Source organism: Sphingobacterium sp. R2 (genome assembly GCF_040760075.1).
Taxonomy (GTDB): Bacteria; Bacteroidota; Bacteroidia; order Sphingobacteriales; family Sphingobacteriaceae; genus Sphingobacterium.
In genome coordinates, this window is record NZ_CP142884.1 from 3,530,564 (window position 1) to 3,543,951 (window position 13,388).

The following is a 13,388-nucleotide window of genomic DNA, read 5'->3' on the forward strand; positions in this document are numbered from 1 at the left end:
GAGTCGATCCGGCTCAGCCTTTTTATCTCTATTTATTATGGTAAAAAAAGCGCCGACTCCTGCGCAGCTGCGCGTTCGGGAAACATTTAAAATTGCGCGTGCCTTTTTGGCTCCGCTCAATGGATTGATCAAAAAAGGCTTTGCTGAACAGGCAAAGCGCAAAAAGTCGCTTCCATTCGGGCAGGCCTTGAGTCACACGTTGCGTATCGCAATCAGGCATGAGGCCGGAGGGCCTGTGGTAGACCCAGCGCTGGTTCTTTTGAGCGACGGTTCCATCGCACCAGCCAATATGCCTATACTAACACGCGAAAAAGATCGCATAATAGTCACGTATACAGTTCCTAGCGATAACCTATATCCATTGGACGATCAGATTATCCTTTGTGCTTATCAGGTTGAAAAGGGCTATGCTTTTATAAACGAAAAGGTCTGGAGACGGTACGATGGGCAGGCCATCTTGCACCTCCCGGCAGGCTTTGAAGCCGACGATTTTCACGTTTACTTGCTGGTCTGCGACAGAAAGGGTAAAAAGTATTCACGGTCACGTTATCTAGGGTACTCCACCAAATGAAAAAGAAACATATCCTGTTGCTCCAACGTACATATGGCGCACAGGGAACCAACGGTACTATTACCTATCAGGGCGAAGTAATCTGCCATACCATTGAGCTGCCCTACCGAAATAACATTCCACGGATCAGTTGCATCCCCATAGGCCAGTATAAACTCGAAAAGCGGCGCTACCCCAAGCATGGGGAACAGATTGGCATTCCAATCGTGCTCGGACGGGAGGCTATTCTGATTCATGCCGCCAACAATGCATGGAAAGAATTGCAGGGCTGCATCGCGCCGGTGACGACTTTAACCGGCGAGGGACGAGGGGATTACAGCGGTAAAGCTTTAGCAAAGCTTAAAGCCTTGGTGTATAGCCTTTGGGATATGGGGGATGAAGTGTATTTGAATATTCGGTAGCAATTTGGAGGACATGAATTTGCGCTGCATTCTTTCTTTTGTGTCATCTTTTAGTTCTCTGACTATAGGAATCAAACTCGCTGTGCTCGGACAGTGATTCATATGTACGCCAGATCCCTTCAGATCTTGACAGTCAGAACGCTATATTTTCTATTCCTATACCTGCTGATTTATCGAAGTTGGTATGGGTGGATGGGAAGTCACAATGCCAGGCTTTCAATTCTTTGTCCTCCTATAGTGCTCGAATAAAGAAGGGAATGATTTTAAAAAGCTGTAAGTATGAAAAAAATCTTAAACAAAATAGGACAGGTGCTGCAGGTGGTTCTTGCGGCGCCTGTTAAATGGCCCGGAAAGGCTGGTAATATATTAAAATATATTGCGTTAGGACTGGGTATTGTGAAAACCGTCATGGAGGAGGATAAGCCTCCTAATGAAAAGTCAATTGCTGATGCGGATGACGGCCGGAATAATTCGAGCGGCACATTTCAGGGCGCTCCAGGGCCTCCGGCTGACGAATCGAAACAGGCCGTGTTACCCAAAGAAAGGAGTGGAGCGGATGAGGTGGAATGATATGCGTATCTCAGCACTCGGTGGAACGATCTGTTCCATCTGGGCCAGTATTTCGCTGGGCGATGTGCTGCAGACGGCATTGACGGCTGCGGTAGGCACATTGGTCAGTTTTGTGACGAGTAGATTATTGGCGAATTTAGGTAAACGAAAGCGGTGAAAAGGATAGATAAGGTGCACCGCGGCGTGCACCTTGTCTATATTACCTTGGTTTTTCGTGCAAATATCTTAAACTATATGGGAAGTTTTCTTCTTATATTGTAATCTCCGGCAGCTAGTGTAAAAGTAGCATAACCTGCAGTATCTGCGGTTCCTTCTGTTTTAGTCACTGCCTTATTGTTGATAAAGAGCGCAGATCCACTGGGAATCTTGACAATGGCTGTGGAACCGTTCGGAACTTTTAATTTTAACCTAAAACCTTTCTTGTCATTTTTGAAAGAAGCTGTTATGTTTCCCTTCACAGTCGGTACGCTTAAATGGCCCGATGACAGACTGGCTGGCTGAGGCTGAACAGCAAACGAGGTATATCCGGGACGTAAGGGTTTAATACCAAAAACGTATTCTGTCAGTACAATCTGTGCGCCGCCACTCCATGCATGGTTTGTGGTGCCGCCACCAAAGCCGCGTTCTCCGATACCCCAGCCTTCATACAGTGTTGTGCGTTCTGGATCATTCACCATTTCGCTGAAGCGATCCTTTGTCCTTGCCAGCGCATAATTTCCTTGCTCCATTTTAAAAAGTGCCTCCATGATATACTTCTCCATATAAGGGCTGGCATAATACTGCGATTTGAAACATTTTAAAATTGATCCGTATTTGCTGCTATCAGCAATGTTGGCTATTACTGCCAAGGCCTGAACCCGATCGTCCGCATTACCTTTATGCGCGGGATGGCGGTAGACCTGGCCATTCCAGCATCGGTTGTACCCATTTTTGACATTGACCATCGTATTTCGGTACAGTTGTACATCTTCTGTTTGCCCCAACAATTCTGCCATGTTTGCCGCAGCATCCAATGCGATGTAATGCCAGCCAGCCATGATCAGACGGATATCTTTATTTTCGCCCCAGTCGCCCCACAGCCAGTCGCCGTTCCGAAGTTCCGTAAGACCGGTCTCATCAGTCTTCCAAAGCTGTAGGTATTTCTTAACGGCGGGATAAGCCTTCCTGATCTGAATCGAATCGCCTGTTTGCATATAATAATTCCAAAATCCATAGTTACCAATGCTTGTCAGCATCTGATCGGGAAGTTCCTGGTTAAAGTTTCCAGGAATGGGAGCGTGGAGTACACCGCTTTCTCGCTGCCAGTTACAAAGCTCATCGATGGCTTTTCGCATAAGTGCATGTGATGAAGGAGAATAGGTATAGAAAGCTTCACCCATTAATAAAACAACGTCTCCCCACCATTGGGCTCTTTCGCGATCCGGGCAGTCGAAAAAATTGTCCCGCATATTGACATATAACGTTCGGCTTGCTTTCTTCCAATACTTGTTGTAGAATGGATCACTGCAGGTGAATTTCCCCAGATTTTCACTATCATAACCGGTTTCCCGATAGTTGAGTCTTTTAATTTTTACTATTTTAGGCACCAGAAGGATCAGTTTTTCGCCATTCATCCATCCCAAGGACTCGTAAGTTTGTTTTCCTTTTTTTGTAATGTATTCGGCCCTGATATTATTGGTACCCCCTGCGTAACTGTGATCGGTATTGATACGAATAGTATGTCCGCCTACACGATCAAGGACATCCAATATTGGGGTGCATTGCATGTTATATGGAAGTATAGCAGTTATTGTATCAATTTCTCTTCCTGCCGCTCGTTTGAAGCTGATCGTTTTTACGCCGTAATCTTTCCATTGTGGAATAGGCCGGTCGATTAATTTATTCCAGGGAGCATCACCTTTTTTTCCAACTATCCTGGAAGCTGAAAAACCGGGCAATGATCCCATGGTTTGAGTTTGCCAGTCCGAAATATCATTTCTTGCGTCAAACCTGATGTTTGATTCCGCTAGGCGAAAGTTTGGAAGTGGATTGTCAGCAGTTTGATAAGCGGGGTGAATCCGTGAAAGCCAACTCTGGTCACTATTTATGTCAATGGTTTCAGTTTGCATATGGAAAAATAGTCCAGATTTCCCACTGCTGACATGTGAAAATCCAGATTTTCCAAAATGCCATAATAAAACTGCTATTTTGTTATTTCCTTTGGACAGGTATGGCCCCAGGTCAATTTTATCGCAGTAGCTATCGTTCGGATTAGGCCCTCTTTTTAATCCCCCTTCAAAAATTATAAGTTTACCATTTATCCAAAGCCAGTATTTTGTATCTGCTGAAATCGTTGTAAAAGCTTGCCTGGGCTTATCTTTAAACTGCACATCTTTACGAAAAGCAATCCAGGTATTTGTGCTATCCGAATTTAGATCGTTGGCAGATATCCAATGCGTAACCTCTGCTACTTCCTGTGGTAGTGCTTTAACGTGAATTAAGCAACAGAGTAGCAATAAAAAAAATATTTTCTTATAAAGTCCACCTCTACGGGGATATATGTTTGTCTCCATTTTAAAATCAAAAATAATTTAGGTTTTACAATTCTAATTTCTAAATCAAAGGATGCCTAAAACGATGCTAATCTTCGGCTCATGTTGACATCCCGATTTTTTTATCGACTTTTTTGACACCTGTGACCGTTTAGTGCAAGAAAAACCTTTTTGTGGCAGCATACGTGTAATTCACAGCAATCTAGAGCAAGTTAACTATATTTTTAATGTCGTTTATACATTTGTTAATATAATGTCGCTGTTCGGTAAAATTGGGGTGAATTACATGGAGTACGCGCTATATTTTTGCATTATGATCTAACGACAGTAGTTGGATAGCTAGATAAGTAACGAACCTCAGAAATAATTCAGATGAACAAATTTATAATTAGGACAATCGTTATGGCCTTTGTCAGCTTCTATTTCCCAAAAATTGCACATGCGCAAAATGGAGATCAGATCCTCGACGGAATAGGTGAGACAGATATGATAGCCCGATATATTTTTAATGGAGATTTAAAAGATTGGTCGCGCAATAATCTGCATAGCAACATCCTCAAGACAGTGCCGAAATTTGAAAATGACGAGCAATTTGGCAAAGTTTTGTCGCTCTCTGGGGGTACAAATGAGTTTATCACACTTCCAAAAGGTATTTTTACGGACTTTGAATCTATTAGTCTAACAGGCTGGTTTTATCTTCGTTCGAAAATGGAGGGGCAGACATTTTTTAGAATTGGAAAGGATGCTGACAGCCAGCTATTTGTTAGTCCAGGAGGAAAGGAAGACCAGAGCGGCTATCAGGCTGTTTTAAGACTAAATAACCGGAGTATCAAAAGTACAGCTGTTCGACGCATTGAAACGGGAAAGTGGGTTCATATTTCAGTAGTCATGGATCTGTCTTCCAGGTCACTCATCCTTTATCTTGATGGAAAACAGGTAGATAAGCTAGCAGGAATCCCACAGGAAATAGGTGCTATGCTCCGGGGACAGACTTCGGGAGTTATAGAAAGCCAGATCGGAAAATCTATACTGCCCGGACAGCCAAATATTAAAGCGCTGCTGCACGATTTTAGAATTTATAGGGTTGCCTTGACATCCAATCAAATTGCTGGAATTTATAAAAATAGCCTTCGAGGTGTTCGCGAAGATATTGACAATATGGGAAAAAAGGAAGATGACTTGCCCAGCTATCCGATGACCAAAGCACAGCTGTATAATGCTTTTCTTATGAATGTTGCTGATGTGGAGGTTGAAACTAGCGTGGGGGAACTCCCTCATTTACCAAACTACCTGCAGGGTACGTATAAGGATGGAATGGAAGGCCCGAAAGTCCGCGTCCTGTGGCCATCACCTATGGACAATACAGCAGTGATTGAAAAAGGCAGATATAGTATAACTGGACGGATCCCGGGTACAGATTTCAGACCAAAAGCAACAGTTACAATAAAGGGCGAACAAAAAGAGACACCAAAGCTAACTTTATCTACCTTTGAACTGAATGATGTCTCATTAAATGTGAATAATGAGCATCAGGAAACAAAATTTATAGAAAACAGAGAAAAGTTTGTTCAGGCACTGGCCAAAACCGATCCAAATTCGTTCTTGTACATGTTCCGCCATGCCTATGGCCAAGAACAGCCAGCGGAAGCTAAACCTTTAGGTGTTTGGGACAGCAAGGATACAAAACTACGTGGTCATGCTACAGGGCACTATCTGACGGCTATTGCGCAAGCTTATGCTGGATCCGGATATGATAAAAATCTTCAGGAAAATTTTTCAGCAAAGATGACCTATATGGTAGACGAGCTGTATCGATTATCACAGCTTTCAGGCAGACCAAAGACTAACGGCGGAAATAGTGTCTCTGACCCGAGGCTTGTTCCTGTTGGGCCGGGAAAGTCAAAATACGATTCCGATCTGAGCGATGAGGGAATACGCACAGATTACTGGAACTGGGGAGAAGGATTTATCAGTGCCTATCCGCCCGATCAGTTTATTATGTTAGAAAAAGGTGCCAAATATGGTGGGCAGAAGGATCAGGTCTGGGGCCCTTACTATACCCTGCACAAGATAATGGCTGGACTGCTGGACATATATGAAGTAAGTAAGAATAGAAAAGCACTTATCGTCGCATCAGGAATGGGGGATTGGGTATTTGCGCGCTTGAGCGTATTACCGAAGGACAGATTGATCACAATGTGGAATACCTATATTGCGGGTGAATTGGGCGGAATGAATGAAGTAATGGCCCGCCTCTATAGACTTACTGATCAAGAAAAATACTTCAAAGCTGCTCAGCTCTTTGATAATATCGATCTCTTTTACGGTGATGCAGAACATACCCACGGCTTGGCAAAAAATGTCGATACTTTTCGTGGATTACATGCAAATCAGCATATTCCGCAAATAATCGGAAGTATAGAAATGTATCGCGCATCCGATCAATCTGCCTATTATAAAATAGCGGAGAATTTTTGGTATAAAACTGTTAATGATTATATGTACAGTATTGGCGGAGTAGCCGGAGCCCGCAACCCGGCCAATGCAGAATGCTTTATCAGTCAGCCGGCAACTTTGTATGAAAATGGATTTTCTGCAGGCGGTCAAAATGAGACATGTGCAACATATAATATGTTAAAATTGACCGCTGATCTTTTCTTGTTCGATCAGCGTGGAGAGTTTATGGATTACTACGAGCGCGGCCTTTATAACCATATCTTGGCCTCAGTAGCCAAGGATAGTCCGGCCAATACGTATCATATCTCCTTAAGACCTGGAAGCTTGAAGCAATTCAGTAATGCCGATATGACTGGTTTTACCTGCTGTAACGGTACCGCTCTCGAGAGCAGTACCAAATTGCAGAACTCTATTTACTTTAAAAGCGGCGATAACAGCGCTTTGTATGTGAATCTATTTGTTCCGTCAACACTTTATTGGAAAGAGAAAAACGTGACTATAGAGCAACGGACCGATTTTCCGAAAGCAGATGTAACGCGACTTATTATGAAAGGTAGCGGAACATTCGATCTGAATATCCGCGTGCCGGGATGGGCTACCAAAGGTTTTTTCGTCACGATCAACGGCAGAAACGAATCCATCCAGGCCACACCGGGAACTTATCTAAAGATAAGCCGAGCGTGGAATGATGGTGATACGATTGAATTAAAGATGCCATTTCAATTTCATTTAGATCCGGTAATGGATCAGCCGAATATAGCAAGTCTTTTCTATGGGCCGATCTTATTGGCGGCACAAGAGCCAGAAGCCAGAAAACAGTGGAGAAAGATCACGTTGGAAGCAAAAGATATAGGCAGTAAGATTAAAGGTAATCCGTCAACACTTGAATTTAAAATAGATGATGCGGTTTTCAAACCTTTTTATGAAACCTATGGCCGACATTCTGTCTATTTGGATGTCACACTTAAATAAAAATTCTCTTGCCTACATTGTTAAAGAATTTTTAAAACAAATAACATAATTTCTGCAAGCTTGGTAAGCTTCTCGTTGCGTACTGAGCTGCAGACGGCATTGACGGCTGCGGTAGGCACACTGGTCAGTTTTGTGACGAGCCGATTGATCGGGCGATGGACCGACAGGCAACGAAAATAAAAAGCTCTATTTTGGAAGACTAAAGCGCATTCGAAAGGTGCGGTTTAGCTACAAATAGCAAACCTGCGTAAACGTGTTTATGCCTTGTAAAGTGTCTTTGAACGATATATAGTGGATAATTAATGGAAATAGAAAATTGTTGTACTTTTTATTTAATTAATTAAATATTTTGTATATTTGCGTGTTTACAACCACATAATTTATCTCTTTAACTCGTTTATAATGTTCAACTATTTAAGTTTACTTGCTTTTTCCCTTCTGCTCATGGCCAGCTGTTCCGATAAATACAACGAATTGGATACGGACGAAGAAATTCCCAAAGAATCGTTAACAATGATGCCACTGCGCCTCGAAACGGATGTTAAAACAGCCAATATATTTAATATGGTGGTCTTTACCATGAAAGACAGCACCATTGATGAGCTCAAAGAATGGATTGGCCTTCCGGTTAAGTATAGTGAACTTGATTCTCTTTTTTGGGAAGTAGAGGGTAGTCCCAGTCGAGTCAATCTTTTAGCGAAGGGCACAGGTTCGCTTTCTTTAAAATCAGCATGGGGACACTACTTTTATTTGCCCGGTACCTATAAAACTTATCTGTCAGGTTATAAAGACAACAAGAGGGTTGTAAGGGATTCTACCTATATCAAGATAAATGCCAATGCAGATTTCTTGAATGTGGACTGGAACAGAATAGACAATATCAATCAAAATACAGGCTATACAACCAATGGTACACTAGGCTATCAATTTCGCATTCTGAATAGAAAATCAGGAAATACGGTTTATTCAGGACTGACAGTTGCTTTTGATTCGATCGATTATAGACAAAACATAATTAATCTGGGAAAGAAAGAAAGGGATGCGCTGTCTGCATATATGACAAAATTATATGGAAATGCGAATTTTGAAGGCGATAAAGAGCTGTTGAGTGAACAGTTTAAGCAACTTTTTAAGGCCGATGTGGCAAAAGATGAGGTGCTCAAAATCTGGAAAACCCCCAAGTCAAATATTGCATTATTGCACCTTAAAAACGATAAAGATGAGGCTTTTAGCTATTGGGTGCATGCCGAGCCCGCAGCACAGAAATAGCAATTTGAACACGGGTAGGTTATACAGGTTGTTTAAAACGCCTGATTCCTTCATCGTTAGCTAAAAAGTCGAGATAGCCGGCAGCTGAAACGGTAACTTTTAGGTAATCCGTATTGCAGCGGAATATCCTTTTTCACTGTTATTTTACTCATCTCTCAAACTCACAACCGGATTGATAAGGGCTGCTTTGATCGCGTGATAACTCATGGTGAATAATGCTATGATGAGCGCGCCCAATCCTGCAGCAACAAAGATATCCCAGGTGATAGCAATGCGATACGTGTATTCGCTCAGGAGGTGATCGGCAATATAATAGGCGATCGGAAAGGCAACCAAGCAGGAGAGAACGACCAGCAGTACAAAGTCCTGCGACAGCATCCGCATGATCTTAAAAATTGAAGCCCCCAGTACTTTATGGATGCCGATCTCTTTCGTTCTGTTCTCTGCCATATAGGCGGTAAGTCCAAATAGACCGAGACAGGAAATAAAAATGGTCAACAGTGCGAAAAGGCTCGAAAGTGTGCCCAACTGTTGAAAGTCTTTGAATTTTTCTGCATAATTACGGTCTACAAAAGAGTATTCAAAGGGATAGTCGGGATTATAAGCTTTAAAGATCTTCTCCATAGCCGTAAGTGCTTCGGAAGTGCTTACATGATCGTTTAGGCATATATTTGTTACCTGAGTGCCTGAGAAAGCGCCCTGAATGACGAGTGGAGAAATAGCGCTGAAAGGCGATTCTTGAATAAAATCTTTCACTACGCCTACAATATGCCATTTTCTGCCATCAACAACCGTTTTGCCAATCGGATCGTCGAAATTAAATACTTTGGCAGCCGATTCGTTAATAATCATTGCCCCAGAGTCCGTTGGAAATTGAGTTAGGTCAAAATCCCTTCCCGCAACGAGTTCGAGCTCCGCGGTCTTGACCAAATTTTCATCGGCTCCCATTCGGGCAAAAATAGTGTTGTCGTCTTTGGGCTTACCATCCCATTCCATGTAGTTAAAACTCATCGTTTTCGTGAGTGGTGCGGATGTCCTTGAAACCTGCTTGGCAATACCGGATGACAGCAATTCATTTTTTATCAGTAAGCTATTTTTGCGGATGTCTCCCTGATCGACGATACTCACCAACCTATCTTTGTTATATCCGGTTTCCCTATTTTGAGCGTGTTTGATTTGGCGCTGAATAGATAACGTTGTGACGATCAGTATGATTGCAATACAGAATTGCGAAACAACTAGGACTTTACGCGGGTTGAATGTCTGTTGAATATGGAGATATTTACCTTTGAGTACTTTTGTTGGGAGGAAAGAAGACAAATAAAATGCGGGATAGCTTCCTGAAAGAATTCCGGAAACGAAAATAAAACCTGCAAAAACGGCCCAGAAAAGAAGATCGTCAAACGGAATAACAAGTTCTCTCGAAACCAATTCATTAAAATAGGGAAGTGTGATTAGCGTGATCAATAACGATAATAAGCCCGAAATAAAGGAAATCACCATTGATTCGGTAAGGAACTGTCCGATCAGCAGTTTTTTACTTGCCCCCACAACTTTTCGGACACCCACTTCCTTCGCCCTTTTTTCGCTCTGCGCCGTGCTCAGATTCATGAAATTAATGCTGGCAATAAGAAGGATCAAACAGGCAATAGCAATGAAAGAGCGGACCATGATAATGCGTGGTGAAGTCGGCTTTCCTTGCGCTGTAAATTTGCTATACAACCACTGGTCGCCAATGGGTTGAATAAAATTGGCAACTTTGGTGTCTGTGTGCTTTCTTAAATAATATTGGATATTCTTTTGGAATTGATCGATATTGACGTTTTGATGTAACTTGATGTACGTTTGTATGGAATTATTACCCCAATAATCATCCGAATAGCCTATTTTTTCCATTAATGTCCAAGGCACCAGATAGGTGCTTCCTTTCATAAACGAATGATCTGGAATGTCTTCGATAATTGCAGACACCGTTGACACTTGGGTGCTGTCCAATCGGATCGTCTGATTGATAGGGTTTGAATGCCCAAATAATCTTTCTGCCAAAGATTTTGTCAAGACAATCTGATTGGGGTTTTTTAATGCCTCCTGTGGATTGCCCGCAATCACTTTATAATCAAATAGGTTTAGGAAGGTGCTATCTACGAAGACACCGGGTTCTTTTGCAAGCTTTATATCCTGACGGGTTAATAAAAATCCGGTCCCCTTATCCACGCGTGTAATGGTCTGTATTTCTGGAAAGTCAGTTTTTAAAGCCCGAGCCATTGGTTTTGGGGTATAAAAATGCTCCACGCTTTCACCTGCCCACACGTCTTTCATGCCTACTGCATAGATCCGATCGTTATCGGCATAAAATCGGTCAAAGTTAAATTCGCTCCGCACCCATAACATGATCAAAATGGCGGCGGTCATTCCAGAAGCAAGCCCAATACTATTAATTGCGGTAAAACCACTATTTTTTGAAAGGTGGCGAAAAGCTATTTTAAAATAATTCAAAATCATAATAACACGTTGTGCAGTTATGCCGTCCAATTTATTTGCCAATAATTCAAAACGCTGTAAATGAGCTGTTAAAATTCTTTCTGAATCAGTTTCTTGTTCGGACGCGAACGGTATTTGTTCGAAAACGGACAGTTCGATTACCAATCTAAGAGGGGGACTAGCAGTAGGGTAGCTAGTAGATCGCATGATTAGTGATTAAAAATCTATGGATATGAAGAGCGCATTCGTCAAACTTTCAAAAAGCCGAATAAGCAGTCAGAGGCTTATTCGGCAGATGATATTATTTATTTTCCCTTTTCGAACAAAGCTGAAAAGCTACCAATCCAATCAATAGCCCAGCGACAACAGTTTTCCCTATGAAAGCTTTTTTATTATACTTCCATTCGGCACCCAGTCCAAGTTCTTTGGCGATATTGGGAAGATGGCCTTTCGAGATGTCTTCAACAACACCTTCCAGCATATCGACACGGTCTGCCAGTACCAGCGGGAGCCAGCGGCCGTAGCTGGATTCGCTATACGTAAAGGCAAAGCGTCGAATGGCGCCACTCAGTCCTTTGGGTGGATTGCCCGTTCCGTAAACTGCTGTTAGGTTGGGGCGCTCGACAGAATGCAGTATCTCAACCGTTTCTTCCTGCAATGGGGGGCGCTGCCAGGAATAGCCCTGATGTTCTTGGTTGTTTCGTTTTTTGATGGGATAGGTGGGGTCGTTTTTGGGGTCAAAATCGATTCCCCAGCCCTTGATATGCCCATATTCCGATTGTCTATCGTTGATAAAATCTTCGGGTGTAGTTTGATCTGTTATCATAGTAAAATATCTTAAATCGAAGCCGATGGTGGAATTAACACAGTTTTGATACAATGATCCAATTTGGAAGAGAAGAGGTGATATGCATCACCGACTTCTTCGAGTGGAACCCGATGTGTAATCAGCTCTTTGGGATTGATAACGCCATCCTTTACATGTTGGATCAGTTTGGGTAGCAGCCGCTTCACCGAAGCTTGGTTGGCCCGTATGGTGATTCCTTTATTTAACACATTGCCAATAGGAACCAAACTATTTGTAGGGCCATAGACGCCTACAATAGACACGATACCCCCTTTTTTTACGCTATTAATCGCCCAGTGCAATGCCGTGGTCGATCCGCCCTGTAGCATCAGGTATCTTCCCAGAAGACTATTCATGGTGTTACCTGCCGCCTCACAGCCCACCGCATCGATGCACACATCTGCGCCGAGTGAATCGGTGACCGTTTTGATAAAAACGACGGGATCGCCTATGGAGCGGAAATTGACTGCCTCACACTGAGCGTAGCGTTCGGCAAATTCCAGCCGATAGTCGACATGGTCGATTATAATCACTCGGGCAGCCCCGAACAGCCAGGAGCACTTGGCAGCCATAATACCAATTGGACCGGCACCAAAGACCACCACCGTATCTCCGGGTTGAATTCCCGCCATTTCGGCCGCCTGATAACCTGTAGGTACAACATCGGTCAGCAAAACCGCATCGTCGGGATCCATCCAGTCGGGAATGACGACCGGACCAACATCTGCGTAGGGCACCCGAACATATTCGGCTTGCCCACCGGCATAGCCACCCGCAGTATGGGAATAGCCAAAGATACCGCCTACCGCAGTCGCTTCAGGATTGGATTCATGGCAGTTACCATACAGCTCCTGCCGACAGAAGGCACATTTGCCACAGGCAATATTGAAAGGCACCATCACCCGGTCGCCAACTTTTAAATTTTCTATTCCAGCGCCTACCTCGACCACTTCACCTATAAACTCGTGTCCAAAGGTAGACCCCACCCGGGTGTCTGGTACTAGACCATGGTAAAGATGCAAGTCAGACCCGCAGATACAGGAGCGCAATACCCGTACGATGGCATCCTGCGGATGGAGGATCTCTGGCATGGGGGCATTTTTATCGGCACGTACGCGATAGGGCCCTCGATAATTCATTGCAAGCATAATATTCAATTGATTAATGATCGTAAAAACAGCGCCCGTCCAAAGACACTTACTAAGGGAAGGAATGTGCTGTCACATTCGTTTCAATATTTTACGGATAGGGGACTTATACGTAGGCAGCGTATTTAGAACATCTCTTGC

The 13,388-nt window shown here is 43.2% G+C and carries 10 protein-coding genes; 6 read left to right on the forward strand and 4 right to left on the reverse strand.

From position 1 onward, the window contains the following. Positions 1 to 37: 37 nt before the first annotated feature. The 4 genes from VXM68_RS14565 (at position 38) to VXM68_RS14580 (ending at position 1,699) form a co-directional block, all read left to right on the forward strand. Entirely contained in the window at positions 38 to 571 is a 534-nt protein-coding gene (locus tag VXM68_RS14565; RefSeq protein ID WP_367209159.1) for a DUF6266 family protein, read from the forward strand. Positions 572 to 588: 17 nt separating this feature from the next. After that, positions 589 to 972, forward strand: coding sequence for a DUF5675 family protein (locus VXM68_RS14570; protein ID WP_367209160.1), 384 nt, complete (start codon positions 589 to 591; stop codon positions 970 to 972). 279 nt (positions 973 to 1,251) lie between these two features. Beyond that, positions 1,252 to 1,542, forward strand: coding sequence for a hypothetical protein (locus VXM68_RS14575; RefSeq protein ID WP_367209161.1), 291 nt, complete (start codon positions 1,252 to 1,254; stop codon positions 1,540 to 1,542). Beyond that, positions 1,529 to 1,699: a hypothetical protein gene (locus tag VXM68_RS14580; protein ID WP_367209162.1), complete on the forward strand. Its 171-nt coding sequence runs from the start codon at positions 1,529 to 1,531 to the stop codon at positions 1,697 to 1,699. Before VXM68_RS14575 ends, VXM68_RS14580 begins: the two co-directional genes overlap by 14 nt. Before the next feature lie 73 nt (positions 1,700 to 1,772). Here the strand turns inward: VXM68_RS14580 and VXM68_RS14585 are convergent, their stop codons facing one another. Continuing rightward, entirely contained in the window at positions 1,773 to 4,094 is a 2,322-nt protein-coding gene (locus tag VXM68_RS14585) for an alpha-L-rhamnosidase C-terminal domain-containing protein (protein ID WP_367209163.1), read from the reverse strand. Between the two features lie 351 nt (positions 4,095 to 4,445). Here VXM68_RS14585 and VXM68_RS14590 point away from each other — a divergent pair, with 351 nt between their 5' ends. Together VXM68_RS14590 and VXM68_RS14595 are read left to right on the forward strand one after the other, a co-directional pair. Next, entirely contained in the window at positions 4,446 to 7,502 is a 3,057-nt protein-coding gene (locus VXM68_RS14590; RefSeq protein WP_367209164.1) for a beta-L-arabinofuranosidase domain-containing protein, read from the forward strand. A 402-nt stretch (positions 7,503 to 7,904) separates the two neighbouring features. After that, positions 7,905 to 8,771 carry a hypothetical protein gene (locus tag VXM68_RS14595; RefSeq protein ID WP_367209165.1) on the forward strand — a complete coding sequence of 289 codons (867 nt, stop codon included), beginning with the start codon at positions 7,905 to 7,907 and terminating at the stop codon, positions 8,769 to 8,771. A 144-nt stretch (positions 8,772 to 8,915) separates the two neighbouring features. Here the strand turns inward: VXM68_RS14595 and VXM68_RS14600 are convergent, their stop codons facing one another. The 3 genes from VXM68_RS14600 to VXM68_RS14610 all read right to left on the reverse strand — a co-directional run bounded on the left by VXM68_RS14600 (position 8,916) and on the right by VXM68_RS14610 (position 13,238). After that, positions 8,916 to 11,459: an ABC transporter permease gene (locus tag VXM68_RS14600; RefSeq protein ID WP_367209166.1), complete on the reverse strand. Its 2,544-nt coding sequence runs from the start codon at positions 11,457 to 11,459 to the stop codon at positions 8,916 to 8,918. A 94-nt stretch (positions 11,460 to 11,553) separates the two neighbouring features. Continuing rightward, positions 11,554 to 12,078, reverse strand: a complete 525-nt coding sequence (locus VXM68_RS14605) for a hypothetical protein (protein WP_367209167.1) — start codon at positions 12,076 to 12,078, stop codon at positions 11,554 to 11,556. A gap of 11 nt (positions 12,079 to 12,089) precedes the next feature. Beyond that, the gene (locus VXM68_RS14610) at positions 12,090 to 13,238 is read right to left on the reverse strand and encodes a zinc-dependent alcohol dehydrogenase (protein WP_367209168.1); all 1,149 of its coding nucleotides are present in this window, start codon (positions 13,236 to 13,238) and stop codon (positions 12,090 to 12,092) included. Positions 13,239 to 13,388: the final 150 nt, after the last annotated feature.

Bases quoted from the DNA above. Each gene is read 5' to 3' on its own strand.
- VXM68_RS14565 (WP_367209159.1), top strand. From the start codon at position 38: ATGGTAAAAAAAGCGCCGACTCCTGCGCAGCTGCGCGTTCGGGAAACA.
- VXM68_RS14575 (WP_367209161.1), top strand. From the start codon at position 1,252: ATGAAAAAAATCTTAAACAAAATAGGACAGGTGCTGCAGGTGGTTCTT.
- VXM68_RS14580 (WP_367209162.1), top strand. From the start codon at position 1,529: ATGAGGTGGAATGATATGCGTATCTCAGCACTCGGTGGAACGATCTGT.
- VXM68_RS14585 (WP_367209163.1), bottom strand. From the start codon at position 4,094: ATGGAGACAAACATATATCCCCGTAGAGGTGGACTTTATAAGAAAATA.
- VXM68_RS14590 (WP_367209164.1), top strand. From the start codon at position 4,446: ATGAACAAATTTATAATTAGGACAATCGTTATGGCCTTTGTCAGCTTC.
- VXM68_RS14595 (WP_367209165.1), top strand. From the start codon at position 7,905: ATGTTCAACTATTTAAGTTTACTTGCTTTTTCCCTTCTGCTCATGGCC.
- VXM68_RS14600 (WP_367209166.1), bottom strand. From the start codon at position 11,459: ATGCGATCTACTAGCTACCCTACTGCTAGTCCCCCTCTTAGATTGGTA.
- VXM68_RS14605 (WP_367209167.1), bottom strand. From the start codon at position 12,078: ATGATAACAGATCAAACTACACCCGAAGATTTTATCAACGATAGACAA.
- VXM68_RS14610 (WP_367209168.1), bottom strand. From the start codon at position 13,238: ATGAATTATCGAGGGCCCTATCGCGTACGTGCCGATAAAAATGCCCCC.